At 74.0% G+C, this 22,885-nt stretch carries 7 protein-coding genes; all 7 read right to left on the bottom strand.

Features of this window, described 5'->3' with window-relative positions; all coding sequences use genetic code 11:
• Nucleotides 1-24: 24 nt before the first annotated feature.
• Nucleotides 25-897 (bottom strand): 3-hydroxyacyl-CoA dehydrogenase family protein, encoded by an 873-nt coding sequence (locus ACFWZ2_RS17120; protein ID WP_384546341.1) that lies wholly within the window; start codon nucleotides 895-897, stop codon nucleotides 25-27.
• Nucleotides 890-4,378 (bottom strand): thioester reductase domain-containing protein, encoded by a 3,489-nt coding sequence (locus ACFWZ2_RS17115; protein WP_384546339.1) that lies wholly within the window; start codon nucleotides 4,376-4,378, stop codon nucleotides 890-892. Before ACFWZ2_RS17115 ends, ACFWZ2_RS17120 begins: the two co-directional genes overlap by 8 nt.
• Nucleotides 4,375-4,689, bottom strand: a complete 315-nt coding sequence (locus ACFWZ2_RS17110) for an acyl carrier protein (RefSeq protein ID WP_384546337.1) — start codon at nucleotides 4,687-4,689, stop codon at nucleotides 4,375-4,377. Before ACFWZ2_RS17110 ends, ACFWZ2_RS17115 begins: the two co-directional genes overlap by 4 nt.
• Nucleotides 4,686-9,380, bottom strand: coding sequence for an amino acid adenylation domain-containing protein (locus ACFWZ2_RS17105; protein ID WP_384546336.1), 4,695 nt, complete (start codon nucleotides 9,378-9,380; stop codon nucleotides 4,686-4,688). The genes ACFWZ2_RS17110 and ACFWZ2_RS17105 overlap by 4 nt, the downstream gene beginning before the upstream one ends.
• Before the next feature lie 15 nt (nucleotides 9,381-9,395).
• Complete coding sequence (locus tag ACFWZ2_RS17100; RefSeq protein ID WP_384546334.1) at nucleotides 9,396-11,240, bottom strand: non-ribosomal peptide synthetase; 1,845 nt, start codon at nucleotides 11,238-11,240, stop codon at nucleotides 9,396-9,398.
• A 58-nt stretch (nucleotides 11,241-11,298) separates the two neighbouring features.
• Complete coding sequence (locus tag ACFWZ2_RS17095; RefSeq protein ID WP_384546332.1) at nucleotides 11,299-13,530, bottom strand: FAD/NAD(P)-binding protein; 2,232 nt, start codon at nucleotides 13,528-13,530, stop codon at nucleotides 11,299-11,301.
• A 387-nt stretch (nucleotides 13,531-13,917) separates the two neighbouring features.
• Nucleotides 13,918-22,869, bottom strand: coding sequence for a MupA/Atu3671 family FMN-dependent luciferase-like monooxygenase (locus tag ACFWZ2_RS17090; RefSeq protein ID WP_384546330.1), 8,952 nt, complete (start codon nucleotides 22,867-22,869; stop codon nucleotides 13,918-13,920).
• Nucleotides 22,870-22,885: the final 16 nt, after the last annotated feature.

The raw sequence follows: 22,885 nt of genomic DNA, 5'->3' as shown, positions 1-22,885 counted from the left end.
GGGTCGGGGTGCGCGCGGGTCGGGTCAGGATGCGTACGAATAGAAGCCACGTCCCGTCTTGCGTCCGAAGTCACCCGCGTCGACCTTGCCGAGCAGCAGGTCGCACGGCGCGTACCCGGCGTCGCCGGTGCGCTCGTGCAGGACCCGGAGACTGTCGACGACGTTGTCCAGGCCGATCAGGTCGGCGGTGGCGAGCGGCCCCGTCGCATGGCCGAGGCAGCCCCGAAACAGGGCGTCGACGTCCTCGGGCGAGGAGATGCCCTCCTGGACGATCCGGGCGGATTCGTTGATCATCCGCTGCAGGATCCGGTTGATCACGAACCCGGGGCCGTCCCCGACCACGACCGACTCCCGGTCGAGGGCCGTGAGCAGCTCCAGGGCGCGGCCGAGCGCGGCCTCGGAGGTGCGCGGTCCCCTGATCACCTCGACGGTGCGGATCAGGTAGGGCGGGTTCATGAAGTGCGCCCCGAGGACGTCGGCAGGGCGTGCGGTGTGCCCGGCCAGCTCGTCGACCGGGATGCCGGAGGTGTTCGTCACCACCGGCGTGCCGGGGGCGATCAGTTCGGACACCTCGCCGAGGACCTTGGCCTTCACCGCGGGCAGTTCCACCACGGCCTCCACGACGAGCGTGGCCCCGCGCACCTCGTCGAGCGAGGTGGTGGTCACCAGCGGCGGGACCGCCGTGTCGCGCGGCAGCTTGCCGAGCAGCTGGCCCTGGCGGATGCGCAGCGGCACGGCCTCCGCGGCCCGCTCGAGCGCGGCGGCGTCCACGTCGACGAGGACCACGGGAATGCCGTGGCCGAGCGCGAGCGCGGAGATGCCCACGCCCATGACGCCCGCGCCCAGCACCGCGAGCAGATCGGTCTGCTGTCGTTCCGTCACGTCTTCCTCACTCATCTCGATCGGGTCCGGGCGCGCCACGGCTCCCGAGTAGTTCCAGATAGACCGGGTCCTTGGCCGCGAGGTGGCGCAGCGCGGCGCGCAGCAACTCCCCGGTGGGCTCGGGACGGTGTCCGCCCTCGGCGAGCCAGGACCGCCATGCCGCGGCTTCCACCGCGCTGTCGCCGCCCTCGTGTCCCGCGAGGTCGTAGAGCGCCATGCTGCTCAGGACCTCGTTGTCCGCGGCGCGGGCCCGCTCGACGACGGCGGACAGCCAGTCGGCGCGGCTCAGCGGCTTCGTGGGCAGCCCGCTCTCGCCGAGCAGCGCGAACAGCCGCTGCGCGCTGACCCCTTCGGGCGCCACGAGGTGGAAGGCCCGCCCGGCCGCGCCGGGCGTGAAGGCGAGGTCGACGACGGCCCGTGACACCAGGTCGACGGGTGCCATCGGCATCGGCCGGTCGTCCAGCGGATGGACGCCGGTGGCGAGTCCGGCCGCCAGCATGCGCCAGAGCATGTCCTTGGGGTTGCAGGCGCCGGTGGCGGTGGAGCCGAGGATGAGTCCGGGCCGGAACACGCGCACGCGCATGCCGTCCGTCTCGGCGCGTTCGAGGAGCCGTTCGCAGACCCACTTGCCGACGCCGTAGCCGCCCTGGGCCGGGTCGAGCGGCTGCTCCCTGCTCTCCAGGGTCCGCCCTTCGGCGCCGAGCGCGGGTCCCGTCGCCGCGAGCGAGGAGACGAAGCTGAACTCCCGTACGCCGTGCTGCCGCGCCCAGCGCAGCAGTCCGAGGGTGGGCAGGACGTTGTCCTCGCGCAGTTCGCTGTACGGCTCGGTGAACACGACGCGGGCGGCGCAGTGCAGGACGTGGCCGACGCGGCGGATCAGTTCGCCGTCCCGGTAGTCGTCGCAGACCTTGCCGACCTCGCGCAGATCGCCGGTCACCACCCGCACCCGCGCGGGGTCGGGTGCGGGCAGCCCGTACGAGGCCGCGGCCGCCCGCAGCCGCTCCGCGCCCTCGGCCTCGTTGTCGCCCCTGACCAGGCAGTACACGCGGTGCGTCGTCGTGGCCACCAACTGGTGCAGGAGGAAGGCGCCGAGGAATCCGGTGGCGCCGGTCAGGAAGACGTCGGTGCCCGGTGCGGTCGCCGACGACGCCTGGCCGAGGGGCAGTGCGAGGTCGGCGTCGACGAGGCCGCCCTCGCCGTCGGCGATCTCCTCGTCGGCGGGCGTCGCGTCCTTGGCGTGCTGTCCGGCCCGTACGGTGGCCGCGAGCTTGCGCACGGTGGCGCGGCTGCCGCCGACGCGGTGCAGATTGACCAGGACGCCGAGCCGCGCATGGACCTCCAGGCCCATCCTGACCGAGAGCAGGGAGGTGCCGCCGAGCGCGCCGAACTCGTCGTCGAGGCCGATCGCCGGGGTGCCGAACAGCTCGGCCCAGATGTCGAGGAGCGCGTCCTCCGTCCGGTCGGAGCCCGCCGGACGCTTCTCGGGCGCGGGCACCCCTGCGTCCGCCGGGGTGCCGGGGGCCGCGAACGACCGTACGTCGACGCGGTCGAGCGCCCAGTGGCGGCGCCGCTCGTAGGGGTAGGTGGGCAGGGCGAGCCGCCGTCCGCGGGCGCCCCGGGCGAGGTACGCCCAGTCGACCTCGGCGCCGTGCAGCCACGCCGTGGTGACGGCCTCGTCCAGGGCGTCCGGGTCGGGCACGCCCTGCGGGCCGAGCGCGAGCAGATGGGCGCCCGCCGGGGCGGCGTCGGCCGTGAGCCACAGGACGTGGGTGTCCTTGCCCGGCCCCGCGGGTGCCTCGGTGACCACGTCGGCCCGGCCGTTGAACGCCTTCACCACGTGGTCGATGAGCTTGTCCTGTACGGCGTTTCCCCGCTCGGGCGCGACCAGGACGACCCTGCCGGTCCTGGCCCGCACGGTCCGCGCGTGCGGCGGGCGCGGCAGCCGCAGGGCGGCGGCGAGCCGGTCGGGCGCCGCCGTCACGACGCGGCGCTCGGCGAAGGTCCTGCGGCCGACCCGCAGCGTGTGGGCCACGTCCCCCGCGGGGGCCCCGGCGTCCAGGCGGTCGGCCAGCAGGCGCGACAGCGCGTCCAGTTCGGTACGGGTGCGCGCCGAGACGACGAGCCGCACACGGTCGGTGGGCGCGGCCTCGGGGCGGGTCGGGGCGGGCGGCGGGGCGAGCACCACGGTGGCGTTGGTGCCGCCGAGGCCCATCGAGTTGACCAGGACGTGCCAGCCGTCGCCGGTGGGGTCGACGGGGGTCGGTTCCGTCGGGACCCGGAACGGGCTGTCGGCGAGGACGCCCGGGTCACGGGGGTGTTCGAAGGACGGGTGCGGCGGTACGACGCCGGTGTGCGCGATCCGCACGGCCTTGATGAATCCGGCGATGCCCGCGGCCCATCCGGCGTGCCCGATGTTGGCCTTCACCGAGCCGAGGGCACAGCCCCCGGGGCTCGGCTGCGGGGTGCCCGCGCTGTCGGCGGCGGCCCTGAACCCCTCGGTGAGACCGCGGAGTTCGAGGCTGTCGCCCAGCTGGGTGCCGGAGCCGTGCGCCTCGACGTACCGCACGGTGTGCGGCGCGGTGTCCGCGACGGCGAGCGCGCCGGAGACGACCCCCGCGAGCCCCGTGGAGCTGGGCGCGGTGAAGCCGGAGCGCTGGGACCCGTCGTTGCCGACGGCGCTGCCGCGCACCACGGCGAGCACGGGGTCGCCGTCGGCGAGCGCGTCACCGAGGCGGCGGAGCACCACGGCGCCCGCGCCCGCGCCCGCCGCGGTGCCGGTGGAGCGGGCGTCGAACGGGCGGCACTGGCCGTCCTCGGACATCACGCCGCCGGGCTGGTAGGCGTAGCCGACGAGCGGGTCGCTGACGGCCGCGCCGCCGACGACGGCCAGGTCGCATTCGCCGGACAGCAGGCTCAGGACGGCGTAGTGCACTCCGGTGAGGGAGGAGGAACACGCGGTCTGGACGCCCACCGAGGGGCCGCGCAGGCCCAGTTTGTACGCGACGCGCGAGGCCAGGAAGTCGGGTGCGCCGCCCAGGGTGAGGTCCAGGTCGTCGACCGCGGCGGCGAGGCCGCCCTCGCGCAGCCTGGCCGCCTGCAGCGCCACGGTGTAGGGGCTCGGGCCGCCGCTGGCGAAGACGCCGACCACCGGTCCCGTGCCGTCGCCCGCGGGCGCGTGGCCCGCGGACTCCAGTGCCTCCCAGCAGACTTCGAGGAAGAGCCGCTGGCCGGGGTCGATGTTCTCGGCCTCGGCCGGGGAGTATCCGAAGAACTCCGCGGCGAACAGCTCCACGTCCGGCACGGTGGCCGCGACCGGCACGAAGTTCGGGTCCTTCAGCTCCGCGTCGGACAGTCCGGTGGCCCGCAGGCGCTCCTCGGACTGCGCGCGCGTGGAGACGACGCCGGACACCAGGTTGCCCCAGAAGGAGTCGGTGTCGGGCCCGTCGGGGAAGCGGCAGCCGATGCCGACCACCGCGATGTCCGTCGCGCGGCTCATGTCCGGTCCTCCGCCGTCTCGGAGCGGTTGCGGCCGAGCAGCTGGGACCTGGCGCGCGCGCCGAGGCCCGCGTCGGCCGCGGCACCGGCGGGCCCGGCGGCGAGCAGGCCGGCCTGTGCGCGGATGGTGGGGTGCTCGAAGAGGTCTTCAAGGGCGATCTCGCGCGCCGCGAGTTCCTCCAAGTGCTCCTGGAGCACCATGACGAGCAGCGAATGGCCGCCCGCGTCGAAGAAGTTGACGTCGGTGTCGTGGACCTCGGTGCCGAGCACCGTGCTCCAGATCCGGCGTATGTCCTCCGTCGGGTCCGTCATGGCTGTCTTTCTCCAGTCTCCGGGCCCTGTCCGGGCCGGTCGGCGTGCGCGCCCTGGGGCGCCGGGGGCGAATCGTCAAGGACCCGGGAGTCCGGACGGCTGGCCAGCAGATCGGCGGCCCGCGCGATGCCGCTCAGCAGAGCGTCCGCGGTCGGGCGGTCGAACAGGGCTGTCGCATGGGCCAGTTCGAGTTCGATGTGGTCGTCGGTGTCCCGCAGCATCAGCTCTAGCTCGTACTTGATGCGCAGTCCGGGCGGCGGCGCCTGCCGGGCCCGTGTCCCCGGCCCCAGGTCGGGCACGGCGGGCGGATCCGACGCGGCGGTCACCAGGACCGGGGTGACGGGCGGGCGGCCGAGACCGCGGCCGGGGTCGAGGGCGGCGACGAGTTCCTCGAAGGGGACGTCCGCGTACCGGTAGCTCGTCAGGCTCTCCTCCCGTACGGCGGCGAGGAGTTGGCGCCAGGTCGGGTCGTCGCGCAGATCGACCCGCAGCACCAGCGTCCTGATCAGTACGGCCACGGCCTCGGTCCCCGCGGCGCTCTCCCGTCCGGCCCAGGGGAAGGCGAAGAGGAAGTCGCGCTGGTCGCAGGGCCCGGCGAGCGCCGCGGCCAGCAGGGCGGGCGCCGCCATCGAGGTGGTGACACCGGCACCGGCGAGCACCGCGCGCAGCCGGGCACTGGTGGCCCCGGAGAGCCGGACGGTGCGGCTGTCCGCCGCGGTGTCCTGCACGGCGGGACGTTCGCGGTCGCGCGGCAGCGCGATGTCGGTGGGCGCTCCCCGCAGCCGCGCCAGCAACGCCTCGGTGCGTACGGCGCGTTGGGCCTCGTCGAGCGCGGCCCAGGCGTCGGGCAGCGCGCCGGGGTGGACGGCGGCGGGCAGGCCGGGCTCGGCGCCTGCCACGACCGCGCGGTAGGCGTCGCCCAGCTGGCGCAGCAGGAGCTGCTGGGCCCAGCCGTCGGTGACGATGTGGTGGCACACCAGGATCAGTACAGTCCGGTCGCCGAGCGCGGCGATCTCCGCCCGGGCCGGAGCCTCGTCGGCGAGGTCGAACGGAGTCCAGCACGCCTCCCTCAGGTGCTCCGCGAACCGCTCGTCGCCCGACCCGGTCCAGTCGCTCACGCGGACCTCGGGGGCGGTGCCGTCGGTCGTGTAGAAGACCTGCCTGCTCTCGCGGTCGAGGACGAACCGGGACCGCAGCGCCGGGTGGTGTCCGAGCACATGCCCGAGGGCCTGCGCGAGGGCCCGGCGGTCGACAGGGCCGGTGAACTCCACGACGGTGGGCGCCAGATAGGCGGTGCGCTGGCTCGCGATCCGGTCCAGGAACAGCATGCGCTGCTGGATCGGGGTCGCCGGGTGGCGGCCGTCCCGCGGCGCCGGCGCCACGTCGTGCCGCGGCCCGCCGGGGGTCGCGTCGCGCAGCCGGGCGAGGCCGTCCACGGTCGGCCGGGCGAGGAAGGTGCCGAGGGCGGGCGCGGCGCCGTCCTCGCGCTCGATGGCGGCGAGCATGCGCACCGCGAGGAGCGAGTGCCCGCCCAGGGCGAAGAAGTCGTCGTCGGGGGCGAGCGCGCCCGCACGGAGCGCCGCCGCGTCGGGACCGAGCCGCCCGTCGGAGTCGAGCGCGGACAGGAACTGTTCGCTCGCCCACCGCTGTGCCGGGTCGAGGTCGGCGGGACGGCGCTCGGCCCGGGGCAGCGGGACGTCCCGGAGCGCGCGCAGCGCCCGGAAGTCGATCTTGTCGTTCGGCGTCATGGGCAGGGCGTCCACCACATGGACCGCGCCGGGCAGGACCGCGGCGGGCAGCCAGCGCAGCAGCGGCCCGACCAGCTCGTCATGGGTCGGCGCCGCGCCGGGGTCGGCGAGCACCACATACGCGACGAGCCGCTCGGCGCTGTCCTCGTCGAGGGTGACGGCGGCGGAGAGGACCGCGTCGTGCTGCTCCTCAAGGAGCGCCGCGACCTCGGCGGGCTCGATCCGGTTGCCGAGGATCTTGACCTGCTCGTCGGCCCGGCCGAGGTACTCGATGAGCCCGTCGGCGCGGACCACGACGCGGTCCCCGGTCCGGTACATCCGGGCGTCCGGCTCGTCGTCCGGGGCGAACGGGTCCGCGCGGAAGACCTCGGCGGTCAGGTCGGGGCGGCCGAGATAGCCCCGGGACACACCGGCCCCCGCGAGATGGAGCTCGCCGGGCACGCCGGGCGGCAGTTCCTCCCCCGCGGGCCCGAGCACGTAGGCCCGGGTGTTCCACACGGGCGAGCCGATCGGCGGGGCCTGCGGGTCGTCGGGGTCGACGTGCGCGGACAGGCTGGTGCACGAGACCTCGGTGGGCCCGTAGACGTTGCGCAGGGACACCTGCCAGCGCGCCGCGCACTCCGCGGCGAGCGCGCGGGTGAGCTTCTCGCCGCCGAGGTGGATGAGCCGCAGGGAGGATCCGGCGGGGCCGGTGTCCGCCGTGTCCGCCGTGTCCGCCGTATCCGTCGTGGCTGCGGCGTCCGCTGTGTACGACACGTCCTCGGCGTACGACACGTCCTCGGCGTCCAGCGCCGCGCGCAGCAGCCCCGGCGTCATGGACACCACCGTGCTGGTGCGCAGCAGCCGCAGCAGCGCCCGGCCGTCCTTGCGCTCCGCGTCGTCGGCGTAGACCAGTTCCGCGCCCGTGGCCAGCGCGCGGAAGGTCTCGAAGGTCGCCGGGTCGAACGAGGTGCCCACCACGCACAGCAGCCGGTCGTCCGGTCCGAGACCGGCGTCGTCGGCCCACCACAGCACGGTGTTGGCGAGTCCGCGGTGCGGCACGGGGACGCTCTTGGGGCGGCCCGTGGTGCCCGAGGTGTAGATGACCACGGCGGTGTCGTCCCCGGCGGGCTCGGGCGACCGGCGGTCGCCCTGGGGGGCGTCCCGCAGCGCCGCCAGGTCGAGCACGCGGACGTCGGTGTTCACCCGCCGGAGCGCCGCGGCCCCGGCCTCGTCGGCGAGGACGACGCGGGCGTCCAGGTCGCCGAGCACGTGCTCCAGGCGCTCCACGGGGGTGTCCAGGTTCAGCGGGACGTAGGCGCCGCCCGCGCGCAGGGTGCCGAGCCAGCCCGCCACCAGGGCGGGGCCGCGCGCGGCGATCACGGGAACGACACTGCCGACACTGCCGACGCCTTCCGCGCCCAGGCTCGCGGCCACCGACCAGGACCAGTCGTCGAGTTCACCCCTGCTGAGCCGCGTGTCGCCCACGCGGACCGCGGTGGCCCGCGGTTCTTCGGCGAGCCGGGCGGCGATCACGTCGAGCAGCGTCCGGTCGGCGGGCGGTTCGTTCGCGCCCAGGTCCCTGCGGGGTCCCGCGAGGATCCCGGGGACGGCGGCGCCCGGCGCCCTGCTGGACAGCGGGAGCGCCGCGAGCGCGGTGTCCGGGGCGCGCACGGCGGCGGCGAGCAGCGCGAGATAGGCGTCGCGGAAGTGCCCGGCCGTCTCTTCGGAGCAGAGCGCGAGGTCGTACTCGATGGTGCCGACGACGCCGTCGGCCCGGTCCTCGACCAGGAACAGCAGGTCGTACCGGGCGGTGCCGGTGGGCAGGACCTCCGGCTGCTGCCAGCGCCGGTGGCCCGAGCCGCCGGGGGCGGGCATGTTCTGCAGGCCGAAGGCGACCTCCACCAGCGGGCCGCGGCCCGAGCCCCGCTTGGCGGCGGTCAGGGCCGTGAGCCGGTCGAAGGGGATGTCCTGGTGGGCCAGGGACCGGAAGGCTTCCGTGCGGGACCGCATGCACAGCTCTTCGAACGTGAGGTCGGGCGCGGGGCCGCAGCGCAGCGGGACCGTGTTGACGAAGCAGCCGACCACGCCTTCCAGGACGGGCTTCGGACGGTTCGCCATGACGGTGCCGACGACGAAGTCCGTCGCCCCCGACCAGCGCCGCAGCACTTCTTGGAAGGCGGCGAAGAGCACGACGAAGGGCGTGGCGCGCAGCCGGGTGGCGAGGAGCCCGGTCTCCTCCCACAGCTCCGCGGGCACGGGGAACGCCAGATGCCCGCCGGTGCGGACGTCGTCGGTGCGCGGGCCGCGGCCGGGGAACAGCGGCGAGTCGGCGGCGTCGGCCAGCTCGTCGGCACGTCGCGCGGCGCGGCCCTCCACGTCGCGCTGCTGCCAGGACTCGCGCTCCCAGGCGGCGAAGTCGGCGTACTGGACCGCCGGTTCGCCGGAGTCGGCACGGTCCTGGGTGAGGGCCGCGTCGTACGCCTCGCGCAGATCGTCGAAGAGCGTCGCCAGGGACCAGCCGTCGAAGGCGATGTGATGCACCGTGAGCAGCAGCGTGTCGCCCTCGGGCGCCCCCTGCCACAGGTGGCACCGGAGCAGGGGTCCGTTCTCCAGGTCGAAGGGCACCCGGGCGACGGCGGCCAGCTCGTCCGGGCCGGGCCGGGCGTCGAGTCCGCTCACCGTGACGTCGACGGGGTGCGGCGGGCCCACGCGCTGCACGGGCCGCCCTTCGCGCGCCGAGTAGGTGGTGCGCAACGCCTCATGACGGGTTGTCAGGTGTGCCAGCGCCTGGCGCAGGGCGGGCAGGTCCACCGTCTCGTTCCAGCGCAGCAGCAGCGGCACGTGGTAGGCGGCGGTGCCGGGATGGGCCTGCTCGATGAACCACAGGCTCTGCTGCGCCGCCGACAGGGGCGCCTCGGTCATGCCGCGCCGGCCGAGGACCGGGTTGCTCTGATCACTCATCTTCACCCTCCCCCGTCAGCCGCGGCAGGAGATCGAACGCCGTACCGCGTCGATCAGTTCGGTCAGATCGGCCGCCAACAGGACGTCCGCGGGACCGAGTTCGGCCGACGTGGCCTCGCTGATGCGGGACGACAGCTGGATCGCCAGGATGGAATTGCCGCCGGACGCGATGAAGTTGTCGTCGACGCGGGCGTCGGGCACGTCGAGGACCTCGCACCACAGGCGCAGTACGTCGCCGGGCACGGGATCCGCGTCGGGCAGCGCACCGTCGGCGGGGGCGTCGGCCGACGGACGCGGGGTCCCCGCCCCCGCGTCGTCCGCGAGCAGTGCGGCGCGGTCCACCTTGCCGGTGGGGCCGAGCGGCAGCCGGTCGAGGACGCTCCACCGGGCCGGGAGCATGTAGTCGGGCAGCACCGCGGCGAGGGCGGCCTGCAACTTCCCCGTGCGCTCGGCGGGTTCGAGGCTGTCGCCCGTCGCGGGCAGCACGAAGCCGACGAGCGAGGCGGCGGCGCCCTCGGCGGTCTTCTCGACCACCGCGGCCTCGACGAGCCCGGTGGCGACGGCCGCCCGCTCGATCTCCTCCAGCTCGACGCGGAAGCCCCGCACCTTCACCTGCCGGTCGAGCCGCCCGAAGATCTCGATGCGGCCTCCCTCGCCCCTGCTCACCACGTCACCGGTGCGGTACAGCGTGCCCGGGTCCGTGCGGCCGGGGACGGTGACGAACCGTTCGGCGGTGAGGTCGGGGCGGCCCTGGTAGCCGAGCGCGACACCGGGACCGCCGATGCACAGCTCGCCGCGCTCCCCGTCCGGGACGGGACGCAGATCGGGTCCGAGCACATGGAGCGTGGTGTGCTGGATGGCGTGGCCGATCGGCACCCGGTCGAGCCGTTCGAGGCGCTCGGGCGTGAGGTCGTAGTACGTGGCGAAGGTGGTGGCCTCCGTCGGCCCGTACACATTGACCAGGCGCTGCGGCGGCCCGGCCGCGAGCACGCGGCGCGCGGCGTCGGGCAGCAGCGCCTCGCCGCCCACCAGCAGGGTCTCCAGGACCCCCAGGGCGGCCGGGCGCTCGTGCGCGATCATGTGGAACAGCGCCGTGGTCAGGAACAGCGCGTCGACCCGCTCGGCGCGCAGCAGTTCGAGCCAGCCGTCGAGGCCGACGGCGGCGACGGGCGGCAGGACCACGACGGTGCCGCGGGCGGACAGGGTCGCCCAGATCTCGAACGTGGTGGCGTCGAAGGCCGGGTTGGCGGCGTTGCCCACGCGGGTGCCGGGACCGACGGCGCAGTACGTCGGGGCGTCGACGAGGCGGCGTACGGCACGGTGGGGCACGACGACCGCCTTGGGCAGACCGCTGGTGCCGGAGGTGAAGTTCACGTACAGCGCGTCGTCGGGACCGCTCGCGTGGCTCGTGCCCAGGGGGTCAGGACCGCACTCGCGGACCACCTCGACGACGGGCAGTTCCGGCGCCAGCTCGCGCACCCGGGCGGTGTCGCCCGGTGCGCCGATGACGGCGCGCGCCGACGCGCCGGTCAGCTGTGCGGCGGAGCGCCCCGCCGGTGCGCCGTTGTCCAGCGGCACGTAGTGGGCTCCCGTGCGGGCCACGGCGAGCATGGCCACCACGAGGTCCGCGCCGCGGTCCAGGGCGATGCCGCACGCGTCGCCGGGGCGTACGCCCGCGGCGGTCAGCCGCACGGCGACGGCACCGGCCAGGTGCCACAGGTCGCGGTAGGTGAGCCGGCGTCCGGTGGTCGTCTCGTGCACGGCGGGCGCGTCGGGGTGCCGCTGCGCGTGCTGTCCGATGGGGTGCTGCACTCCGGCCACGTGGTCGGCCCGGGAGTGCACGTTCGTTTGGGTGTCCATGACGAATGACGTCTCTTGAGAGGTCGGATACGGGCGAAAGTCCGGCGCGTGGGCCGCGTCAACCTCCCGTGTCGGCCTGCTTCCAGAAGTGGCGGAGCCAGCAGAGGACGTTCCGCATGGCGTGGTGGTTGGCGTCCGGCTTGAGCGCGCCGCCCTGGAAGAACCGCTGTCCCTCGATGGCAGGGCCGAGCACGGAGATCCGGTCGTCGACGGAGCCGTCGGGGCGGACCACCCGGAAGTCCTCGGTGAGGTCGAGGCCGCCCGGTGCGAAGCCCTCGCCGCCGCCGGTGTGCGGGTTGTGCCAGATCCGCACGATGCCGCGGCGCAGCAGGTTCGGGTAGAGCGGCGCGATGTCGGCCGCCGCGTCGAAGGAGGGGACCCGGGCGTCGACCAGGACGTCGACCGGGCGGCGCGCGCCGGTGCGCGGCCCGGTGACGACGAGGGTGTCGCCGTCCGTGTCCACCCGGGCCCGCGGCCCCGGCGACACGTCGAGGATCCCGTGCTCGATGAGCGCCTTGATGCGGTCCATGACCTCCGGCACCGGGCCGTACGCGAGGCGGTTGTGCTGGCGCAGCCAGCTGCCGAGGAAGGTGCGGTGCGCGTCGGCGTGCAGGCCGCCGTGGTTGACGGCGTGCACCACGGCGGGGCGCAGGCCGCGCCAGACGCCGTCGGCCGCGGTCTTGGCGGGGTTGCCGAACGTCCCCTGGCGCGCCCAGAGATGATCGGTCGTCATGAACTCGACCATCGCCTTGCGGTACTGCTCGGGCGAGGTCTGGTCGCTCGGCGCGATCGGGTCGAGGGTGCGTTCCCAGGAGAACAGGTTGCCCGAGGGGAGGACGGCGTGCCGGGTCGGCGACTCCAGGCCCGCGACGATCGAGGCGACCTCGGCCGGGTCGTCGAGCGCGGCTGCCAGGCGCTGCCGCGCGCTCTCGCCGAGGACCACGTCCGTGTACCGCCACAGCAGGGCGTCGAAGGACCAGGTGCGCGGCTCGGCGCGGAGCGCGGCGTAGGGGGAGCGGCCGAGCAGGAGTGACTCCAGGGCCTCGACGGCCTCCGTGACGGCGCGCTCGATGGGTGCCGTCAGCGTGCGGACCGACTCCTCGGTCGAGGCGGTGCCCGCGGTCCGGTCGAGGAAGTCCTGCCGGGCGGCGGCCGACGCCCGGGCGAGGTGCCCGCCGAAGTCGGCGCCGAACAGGGTCTCGTAGTACAGGACCCACATTTCGGCGACGATGAGCGGGAACAGGTGGCGTTCGTAGTCGATTTGCCGCGACAGTGATCGGCCCACCGGGACCGGGTCGCTCCCGAAGTTTTCGCGGATCCTGTCAATGGCCTCGATGTTGAGGAATATCCCTTTCCGCTTTTGCTTCTTCGCACCGGACGAACCGGACTCAAGAGGACGGGCAAAGGCGAACAGACCGGATTCGCTGAAGGCGACGATGGAACGCGGCTCCTGCCCGGAAGGCACGTAGCGCAGTTCTCCGTCCGCGGTGCGCCGGAAGCGTCCGCCGCGGCCTTCGGTGAGGTGCAGGATGACGTCGATCCCGGTCAGCATCGTTCCGGCGCAGCCGACCACCTGGCCCGGGCCCGCAATATCCGGAGTGAGCCGTTCCCGTAGTGGATAGGCGCTGGGGACGAACACGGAACCCGGCACACGATCGGCACACTCGACCCAGTGGCGGGTGCGTTCCGAACGCAACGGATCGTTGTAGGAGTGACCGGTCAGGAGAAGCACTTGGTCGACGGGTGTCCGCGTCCCGGCATCGCCCTGTCCATCAACGGCAGGTACCGACGTGACAAGCAAAGGACCTTTATCCCCCGGCCTTTCGGCGAGGTCCTCGATGTCGGTGACCTCGGCATGGTGCAGGGTCACAGTGACCGAGGGACGGGAGCGCAGGATTTCCACGTATTCGGAAAAGTGCGCACGCAGCGCGAGGCCGTGCAGATAGCGCTTGGGCCAGCCGTCGGGATCGATGTCGAAGCGGGGGTCCGCGGTCTCGTCGAACTGCCGCCTGCACCATTCGTACAGGTTGGGGCGGAGCTCCGCGGGAAGCAGCGGACCTGCGTCTTCGACACTCTCGTCGGCGCCGAAGGACACATGCTTGGCGATGCGGTTGAGGAAGCTGGTGGGAGCCTGCGCGTCACTGTGCACCGCGCCCGCACCGAAATGACCGGTGCGGTCGAAGACATGAATGTCGAGCTCGACGGGGCCTTCATGAGCGGCCACGGAAGCGGCAAGGCGCTCCATTGCGTATGTGCAGTACGGGCCGCCGCCGACAATTGCTAGGCGCATCGGACCACATCCCCCTCTCTCCCCGTAAGTCCCCCAAGTTCCCCATGAAGACCGGATCCGGACATAATCATCGGTTTGGCCAGATTTACCGCAGGTTGCACTGATCCCCTAACCCCCCGTCGCATCAGGACAGTTATCGGCTGCGAGCGCCGATCAATCCCGTGTCGCGGTAATCCTTGATGTCACGTTCGACATGACACTCGGCTGTATGAATAGCCCGACAGAACGGCGACTGCGCAAACTTACACTCCCCCCAAGTGCGAGACACCCCTCCAGTCATTCAGAAATGACCAGGGGAGGTCCGAGATCGGTCGAGTGTATCCCTTCGAATTATCTCTGACTACCCTAATTTTCAGGTCCTATGGAGTCGAAACGGAAGGAAACCACCTACTCCCAGGCTTCCGTGACGGATCGTCGCTTTGCCATGAGCGACGCGATGGGCACCGTCGGGTCGGATGCCGCCAGTGACAGGATCTGGGCAAAGTCGGACACCCAAGCCTCGATAGTCGCGGGGGCAAACAGATCCGTCGAGTATTCGAAGGTGAGCGTCGTCTTCTCCGGGACCGGATTCACGACGACATACAGCTCGTTGCGGGCCGCGGCGCGCACGGCGACACCTTCGACGGCGGCGGACAGACGGTGCAGCTCCAGGGCGGGCGGCGGCGCGGTCACCACCGTGAACAGCACCGTGGGGAAGAGCGCGGAGCCGAGGCGCTCCTCAAGGAGTCCGGCCACCTCGCTCAACGGCAGGTCCTGATGGTCGATGGCCCTGAACAGCGCCCCGCCCAGCTGGTCCACCAGATCCGCGAAGACCCCGGCCCCACCCACCCGGGCCCGCAGGAGCACGGCGTCACCGAGGAACCCGACCACCCCCTCGCGGCCCGGTCTTGCGCGGTTGGCGCTGGACGCGGCGAGGACGACGTCGTCGGGGCCGCCGCACACGGCCGCGGACCAGACGGCGAAGGCGGCCGCCCAGATCACGTACGGAGTGGTGCCGAGCCCCGCCGCGGCCCCGGCGACCAGCGCGGCCGTGCCGTCGTCGAGGGTGCGGGTGTGCAGAGCGCCGCGCCCCGACAGCGCGGGCGGGCGCGGATGGTCGCACGGAAGGTCCAACGTCAGTGCGGCGCCGTCGAGTTCACCGCGCCAGTACTCCTCCAGCTGTCGGCGCCGGTCCGGAGCGAGGGCGTGCTCGGCGCGCGCCACGTCCGTGAACTGTGCGGAGGGCGGCGGGAGTTCGGCCGCGACGCCGCGGCAGGCGGCGTTGTACAGCTCCTCCAGCTCCTGCCACAGCACGCCCATCGACCAGCCGTCGCAGATCGCGTGGTTCAGCACGGCCAGCAGGACCCAGCGGTCCGCGGCGACCCGGGCCACGCGGAAGCGGAAGAGCGGCGCCCGGTGCAGCGCGAAGGGCCGCGACGCCTCGTCCCTGCACCAGCGCGCGACCTCTTCGGCGTCACCGCCCCGCACGGTCAGATCCGTGACCGGCACCTCCACCGGCACCGCCGCGAGCACCTCGAAGAGAAGCTCCCCGTCGCGCTCGACGCACCGGCTGCGCAGCGCGTCGTGCCGGGCGACGAGGGCGGCGAGCGCCCGCTCCAGATGGCGCGGGTCCAACTCCCCGTGCAGATCGACGCGGTGGGTGACGTTGTAGACGGCCGGGTCGGCGCGCTCGTGGTGCCGCCGCCACAGCCGGCGCAGGCTGGAGGTCTGCGGGACGGTGGCGACGACGTCATCCGGGTCCGCGGCGACGGCTCCGCCCGGATCCCCCTCCCCGCCGTCGGCCCGTGCCGCAAGGCCTCTGATCGTCGGCGTACGGAAGAAGTCCGCCATCGAAAGCCGCAGGTCCAGCTCGTCGGCCAGGCGGTGCAGCAGGCGGATCGCGCTGAGCGAGTGGCCGCCCAGCTGGAAGAAGGAGCGGTCGACGGGCAGGGACCGGGCGCCCAGCTCGGCGCACCACAGCTCGTGCAGGGACTTCTCCAGGGCCGTGGCGGGCTCGGCGCCGGGGCCCTGCGCGACGTCGGCCGCCGCCGGCTCGGGCAGGCGGTGCCGGTCGAGCTTGCCGGACGTGTTGACGGGCAGCCGCTCCAGCGCCACCCAGCGGCCCGGGACCAGCTGCTCGGGCAGCTCGGCGGCGAGCGCGGACCGCAGCCGGGTCAGCTCGGTCCCCGCGCTCCTGGGGACGACGTACGCGACGAGTTCCATGTCGCCGTGCGCGTCGCGGCGCGGCACCACGGCCGCGTCCTTGACCTGGGGCAGCGCGCTCAACACGGCGTGCGCCTCGGCGGGTTCGACGCGATGCCCGCGGATCTTGACCTGGTCGTCGGCCCGGCCCCGGTACTCCAGGGTGCCGTCCGGGCGCCAGCGCGCCAGGTCGCCGGTGCGGTAGTGCACAGCGCCGGTGCCGTCGTCGACGAAGCGGGCCGCGGTCTCCTCGGGACGGTCGTGGTAGCCGTGCGCGACCTGCGCACCGCCCACGTGGATCTCACCGACGGCGCCCACCGGCACCTCGTGCCCGTCCGGGGCGAGCAGCCTGATCCGGACGCCGGGCACCGGGGTCCCGATGGGCGGCCACTGTTCCCCGTCGGGCGCGACGCGGTGCGAGGTGATGACGATCGAGGTCTCGGTGGGGCCGTACTGGTTGTGGAGGACGCACCGCGGATGTCCGGCAAGGAAGCGCCGCAGCGCCGCGGTGAGCTGCAGGGGCTCCCCGCACTGCAACACCTCGCGCAGAGCGGGGAGTTCGGGCCCCGTCTCCATGAGATAGCGCAGCGGGGTGCTCGGCATGTGGAGGCGCCGCACCTCGTGACGGCGCAGCGTCCGGGTGAGCGCCGCGGGGTCGTGCCGCACCGCGTCGTCGATCAGGACGAGGGCGGCCCCGGAGGCGAGCGTCGTGAAGATCTCCTGGACGCTGATGTCGAAGGCGGGCGAGGTCCACTGCAGGGTGCGCAGCGGCTCGTGCCGCGCCAGCTGCCCGCGCACCAGGGCGGCAGGACCGCGGTGCGGGACGACGACACCCTTGGGGCGTCCGGTGGATCCCGAGGTGTAGATGCAGTACGCCGGGTCATCGGGCCGCACCTCGACGTCCGGCGGCGTGTCCGGGAGCGCCGTGTCGACGTCCTCGGCAAGGAGCACCCCGGGAGCGGCAAGCTCCGGGTGCCGTGCGAGCGCCTCGGCGCGGGTGAGCAGCAGGACGGGACGCCCGTCGTCGAGGAGCCCGCGCAGCCGGGGTGTCGGCGCGGACGGATCGAGCGGCAGATAGGCGGCGCCGCTCTTGAGCACGGCGAGCAGCGCGGCGATCAGCTCGGGTCCGCGCGGCAGCAGGACCGCCACGCGCTCACCGCGGCCCGCGCCGCACTGCCGGAGCCGGTGGGCGACGCGGTTGGCGCGCGCCTCCAACTCGCCGTACGTCCAGGTCAGTTCGTCACCGATGAGGGCGGGCGCGGCCGGATCGGCCCCGGCCCGCTCCTCGAACAGGCCGTGCAGGCTGTCCGGTCCCGCGGGTGCCCGCACGTCGGCGCCGCCCCACCGTGCGAGGGTGCCGCGGTCGGCGGGCGAGGGCGCGGTCAGTTCGGTGACCGGGACGTCCGGCGCGTCGACGGCCCTGCGCAGCAGCAGCTCCACGTACTCCACGAAGCGGCGCACCGTGGCCGCGTCGAAGAGCGCCGTGTCGTACTCGACCATGAACCGCAGGCCCGCGCGGTGGTGCGTCAGATAGATGCTGAGGTCGAAGGGGGCACGCTCGCTCGGCGCGTCCAGGAGCGTCGCGGCGAGACGCGGCGGGTCGAAGTCGACCTCGGCCTCCTGTTCGTACTCCACCATGACCTGGAACAGCGGATTGCGGCCCGGGTCGCGGCGCGGGGCCAGCGCGCCGACCAGCTCGTCGAACGGCAGGGCCCGGTGCTCGTACGCCGCGGTGCTGGTGTCCCTGACGCGGCGCAGCAGCGTCGCGAAGTCCGGATCGCCGCTCAGGTCCATGTGCAGCGGAACGGTGTCGAGGAACAGCCCGATCGCGTCCTCGGCGCCCTCGGGCCTGGCCGCCACCGCCGTGCCGAGCGCGAAGCGGGACTGCCCGGCGAACCGGCCGAGCACGGCACCGATGGCGCCGGTCAGCGCCATGAAGACGGTGGCCCGCTGCGACGCGGCGAACGCCCTGATGCGCGCGGCAAGGTCGGCGTCCCACGCATACGTCAGGCTCGCGCCCTCCCCCGTCCGCACTGGCGGCCGCGGCCGGTCGGTGGGCAGATCCAGGTCCGGTACGTCCGTCAGCTCGCGCCGCCAGAAGTCCAGGCTCCGCCCGGCCGCCGCCGCGTCGGGGACGTCCTCCGCGACGTCGTCGTCGAGCACCGGGAGCCGGGGCTCGCCGTCGGGCCACGAGCGGTAGTACGCGGCCAGGTCGCGGACGAGCACCTCGGTGGAGGACGAGTCGAAGGCGATGTGGTGGGCCAGCAGGAACAGCAGATGCCGCTCCGGGCCGAGCCGCAGCAGCCGCACCGCGACGGTCGGCCCCTCGCGCAGATCGAGGACGCGCCGACCCTCCGTGGCGAGCGCGGCCCGCAGCGCCTCCTCCTCACCGGCCCCGGTGTGATCCTCCACGGGACAGTCGAGCGTCACCCGCTCAAGCACCTGCCGGTAAGGCACGCCGTCGACATCCCGGAAGACCGTCCGCAGCGCCGCGTGCCGGTCGGCCACCTTCTGCAGGGCCCGGCACAGCGCCTCCGTGTTCAGCGTCCCGTCGAGACGGATCGCCTTGGGCTCGTGGTACATGCTGGTGCCGGGGTGCAGCTGCTCCAGGAACCAGATGCGGCGCTGGGCGGGGGTGAGCGGCCTGCGCCCAACAGGGCGTATTTTCCTGGGCACTTCGGCAGGCACATCCGCACGCACATCCGCACGCGCTTCTTCGGCACGCACGTCGGCCCGGCGCGGCTGGCGGGAGCGGAGGTCGTCGAGGAGGGGCAGGGCGGCGAGCACCTTGTCCGCCGGTACGCCGAAGTCGACGAAGCACGCGATCTCGTCCGCACCCGCCGCCCTGAGACGGCCCACCGTCTCGGCGGCCGTCGACGCGTCGCCGATCAGCGCGCGTGTGTCGCAGTAGCGCTCGTAGGCGCGGCCGAGCAGGAACTCCACGTCGTCGTCGGGGGTGTTCGCCAGGTCCACGTCGAAGCCGAGGCTGTTGGTGACCTGATCGAACAGGGACAGCGAGGACCGCAGATACGCCACGAAGGGCCGGTACGCCTCGGCGCGCGCCCGCGCCGCGTCCCGCTCCAGATAAGTGTGTACGAGAACGACGACACGCCCCGCGGCCGGGTCGAGGCCGTGCTCGGCGCGGGTGCGGCGGTACAGGGCGATGTTCTCCGCCAGCTGCTCCACCGTCTGCGCCATCAGGTTCGTGACGACCCCCAGGTCGTTCGCGGCGGCCCGCCGATAGCTCTCGGGGTTGCCCACCACGGCGACGTACAAAGGTGGTTGGGCCTGGAGGGGTCTGGGGTGCAGCCGGACGTCGACGGGCGCGCCGTCCCCGCCGGTCAGGGTCAGCGCCTCCCCCGCCCAGAGCCGACGCACCGACTCCACCTGCTCGTACATGGCCTCGCGATGCCGCCCGAAGGCGTCCGGGGCGAGCGCGAAGTCGGTCGAGTGCCAGCCACTGGCGAAGCACAGGCCCGCCCTGCCGCCGGAGATGTTGTCCACCACCGACCACTCCTCGGCCACCCGGACCGGATGGTGCAGCGGCAGCACCACGGAACCGGCGTGCAGCCGGACGCGGCGGGTACGGGCCGCCAGGGCGGCGGCGAGCACGGAGGGATTCGGGAAGAGCGCGCCGAACGAGTTGAAGTGCCGCTCGGGAAACCACAGCGCGTGAAAACCACGCCGGTCGGCGAACTCGGCCGCCTCCATGATCAGGGCGTACTTGTCGTGGGCCGCGTCGTCCGGGTAGTCGCCGAAGAAGTAGAGGCTGAAGTCCGGGGTGGTGGCGACGTGTTCTGCCTCCGCGGGCGCGGAGGGGGCAGCGACCGGCACCGCCCCGGCGGAGGCGAGGGCCTCCGTCTGCCGGTTGATGACGCCGGTCACCTGGTCGACCAAGTGCCGGGTGAGTTCCAGCTGTTGGGAGAAGAGGTCGTGCAGGGCGGGTGGGGCGGCGTCGGCCGGGGTGGGCTGCGGGGGTGCGGGCGGGGCCGTCACGGGCTCCGGTGCGGGCTCGGGGATCGGCCCCAGAGCCCGCCGCTCCGGTTCGGCTGCCGACGAAGCGGCGTCCGTCGGCAGCCCGGCCGCCTCGACGCTCCTCCGCGCGACGCGATCCGCCAGCTTGCGCGGTGTGTCCGCCGCGTCGAAGAACTCCCGCACGGGAACGCGCACGCCGTACCGGCGGTCCAGCTCCTTGGCCATCCCCATCAGGGACAGCGAGTCCGCCCCCAGCTCGAAGAACGAGCGGTCCGGCGCGATGTCCGCGAGTTCCGCACCCAGCTGGCGCGCGGTCATCTCCCTTATGCCGAGCAGTGGTTCGGCGCCCGGCGACAGCGGTTCGGCGCCGGGCGGTACGGGCCCGGGACCGCCGCCCGGAGTCACCGTGTGCGCGGGCAGCGCGGTGGGGTTCCTGGGCGCGGCGACCCCCTGGAAGGGACTCACCCTGCGCCGCCGCAGCGGATGCCCCGGCAGCGGGATCCGCCCTCCGCCGCGCGCGAGCGCCGACCAGTCCAGGTCCGCCCCGGCGCGGTACAGCTCGCCGAGCGAGTGCAGCAGCCCGCGCTGCTGCGCGGCCGCCTCACTGCCCTCGCCCTGGCCTCGCAGCCAGCGGCTCTCCGGCAGGCAGTGCCGTCCCAGGCCCCTGAGCGTCTCCCCGGCGCCGAGTTCGACGAAGTCGCCCCGGCCCAGGTGCGCCGCCGTGGCCACGGTCAGGTCGAAGCGGACCGGCTGCCGCGCCTGTGCGCACAGATAGGAGGGGTCGGGGATCCAGCCCACGGGGCGCATCTCGCCGTCGAGGCCGCTGACGAACGGCAGCCGCAGCGGTGCGTACGTCACCTCGTCGGCCGCCGAGCGGAACGCGGCCAACGCGGTGTCGAGCGCCGCCGAGTGGAAGGCCCGGTCCACGGGGAGCGCGCGCCACCGGATGCCGTCGCGGTCGAGCAGGCGTGCCGCCTCGTCCAGCGCTTCGGGCGCCCCGGAAAGGACCTGTGAGCGGGGCCCGTTGACCGCGGCGACCGCGACGCCGGAAGCGGCGGCGACGCGTTCGGCGGTCGCCGGGTCGGTGCGGACCGCGAGCATCCCGCCGGGCGGGCTGTCCCGCTGCATGAGAAGACCGCGCCGGGCGGTGAGCCGCAGCCCGTCGTCGAGGCCGATCGCTCCGGCCGCGTACAGCGCCGCGTACTCGCCGACGCTGTGCCCGCACAGCACGTCGGGCCGCACCCCGCAGGCCCGCCACACCGCCACGAGTGCCGCCTGGTGGGCGAAGAGCGCGGCCTGTGCCACCTCCGTGGGCCACACCACGGGGCCCGCGTCATCGTTCCCGCCGCGCACACCCCCGTACTCCCCGAGCAGCAGCGGCAGCAGCGTCCCGCCGAACTCCTCGGCGTAGCGCCGCTCGCAGCGGTCGATCACCGAGCGGGCCCCGGGGAACCCGGCGTGGATCCCACGGGCCATGCCGCCCCGCGCGCTGCCCTGGCCGGGGAAGGCGAACGTCAGCGGGCCGAACGGGGCGACGGCGGCGGGTGGTTGGGACAAGGCGTGCGCGAGTTCACCGGCGTCGGCGCCCACCACGGCCGTGCGGGCGGCCCGGTGCGGACGGCCGAGTCCCAGCGTGGCCGCCACATCGGCGGGGTCCGTGTCCGGCGCCTCCCTCAGCCGGGCGGCCAGCTCGCCGGTCAACTCCCCCAGCGCCTGGGCGTCGCGCGCCGACACGGGGACGAGCGCGGGCCTGCCGGGCGTGGCCCGGGGACGCCGGGCCGGGGCTTCTTCGAGGATGACGTGGGCGTTGGTGCCGCCCACGCCGAGCGCGCTGACCCCGGCCCTGCGGGGCGTCCCGTCGGGCACGGTCCACGGCCGCAGTTCGGTGGCCAGCCGCAACGGCCCGCCCTCCAGGCGGAGTTGGGGATTGGGCCGCGTCAGATGCAGGGTCGGCACCAGGGTGCGGTGCCGCAGCATGAGGACCGTCTTGATCAGGCCCGCCATGCCCGCGCAGCTGTCGAGGTGCCCGATGGCGGGCTTCACCGAGCCGACCGCGCAGAACGCGGTGCGCCGCGTGCCGTCACCGAGCGCCCGCCCCAGCGCCTCGAACTCCACCGGATCCCCCAGCGGCGTCCCCGTGCCGTGCGCCTCCACATAGGTGAGGCTGTCGGCCGGGACCGCGGCCCTGCGCAGCGCGTCGCGGACGACCGCCACCTGCCCGGCCATGCCGGGGGCGCTGTAACCGGCCTTCTCCGCGCCGTCGTTGTTGACCGCGGAGCCCAGGATCACCGCGTGCACCGTGTCCCCGTCGGCCACCGCCCTGTCAAGGCGCTTGAGCAGCACGGCCGCCACTCCGTTGCCGCCCACGGTGCCGTCGGCGTCCGCACCGAAGGCGCGACATCGGCCGGTGGGGGACAGGATGGAGCCGGGCCGGCTGCGGTAGCCGGTCTCCTGCGGCAGATGCACGGCCGCGGCGCCGGCGAGCGCGACGTCCGCGTCCCCGGTCAGCAGGGCCTGCGCCGCCAGGTGCACGGCGACCAGCGACGTCGAACAGGCCGTCTGTACGCCGATGGCGGGCCCGGTGAGGCCGAGCCGGTAGGCGACCCGGGTCGCGACGAAGTCCGGCTGCTGCCCGATCGTGCCCTGCATCCCGGTGACCGGGTCCTCGTCGGCGTCGCCGTCGGTGTCGACATCGACGTACGAAGGGGATCTCGTCTGCTGGTGGTCGTAGAGGTGCATGCCCGTACCGGCGAACACGCCGACCCTGGTGCCCTGTTGGGGGAGCGCGTGGCCGCCGTCCTCCAGCGCCCGGTGGCAGCACTCCAGGAAGAGGCGGTGTGCCGGGTGGGTGAGCCGGGCCTCCTTCGGGTTGAGCCCGAAGAAGTCGGCGTCGAAGTCCAGCGCGCCGTCGAGGACCCCGCCGACCGGGACCCGGTCGGCGGCCGCCGCCTGCCCGGCCGTGAGGCCCGCGGCCCGCAGCTGGTCCCCGTCGAAGACGGTGAGGCAGTCGACGCCGTCCCGCAGATTCCGCCAGTACGCCTCCGGCGAATCGGCCCCGGGAAAGCGCAGCGCCATCCCGATGACCGCGATCCGCCGGTCGTCACCCACCTCGGCCTGCGGCGCGGCTTCCGCCACAGGGACCTCACCCGCCTCGGACTGCGGCACGGGCTCCGCCGCAGACACCTCACCCGCCTGGGGC

Source organism: Streptomyces sp. NPDC059002, assembly GCF_042740435.1.
In the GTDB taxonomy this organism is placed as follows: Bacteria; Actinomycetota; Actinomycetes; order Streptomycetales; family Streptomycetaceae; genus Streptomyces.
Note: the sequence above shows the minus strand (reverse complement) of the source record. Positions and strands in the feature narration are given on the sequence as shown.

Excerpts from the sequence above, each read along its gene's own strand:
- ACFWZ2_RS17110 (WP_384546337.1), bottom strand. The coding sequence starts at position 4,689 with ATGACGGACCCGACGGAGGACATACGCCGGATCTGGAGCACGGTGCTC.
- ACFWZ2_RS17120 (WP_384546341.1), bottom strand. The coding sequence starts at position 897 with ATGAGTGAGGAAGACGTGACGGAACGACAGCAGACCGATCTGCTCGCG.
- ACFWZ2_RS17115 (WP_384546339.1), bottom strand. The coding sequence starts at position 4,378 with ATGAGCCGCGCGACGGACATCGCGGTGGTCGGCATCGGCTGCCGCTTC.
- ACFWZ2_RS17100 (WP_384546334.1), bottom strand. The coding sequence starts at position 11,240 with ATGGACACCCAAACGAACGTGCACTCCCGGGCCGACCACGTGGCCGGA.
- ACFWZ2_RS17105 (WP_384546336.1), bottom strand. The coding sequence starts at position 9,380 with ATGAGTGATCAGAGCAACCCGGTCCTCGGCCGGCGCGGCATGACCGAG.
- ACFWZ2_RS17095 (WP_384546332.1), bottom strand. The coding sequence starts at position 13,530 with ATGCGCCTAGCAATTGTCGGCGGCGGCCCGTACTGCACATACGCAATG.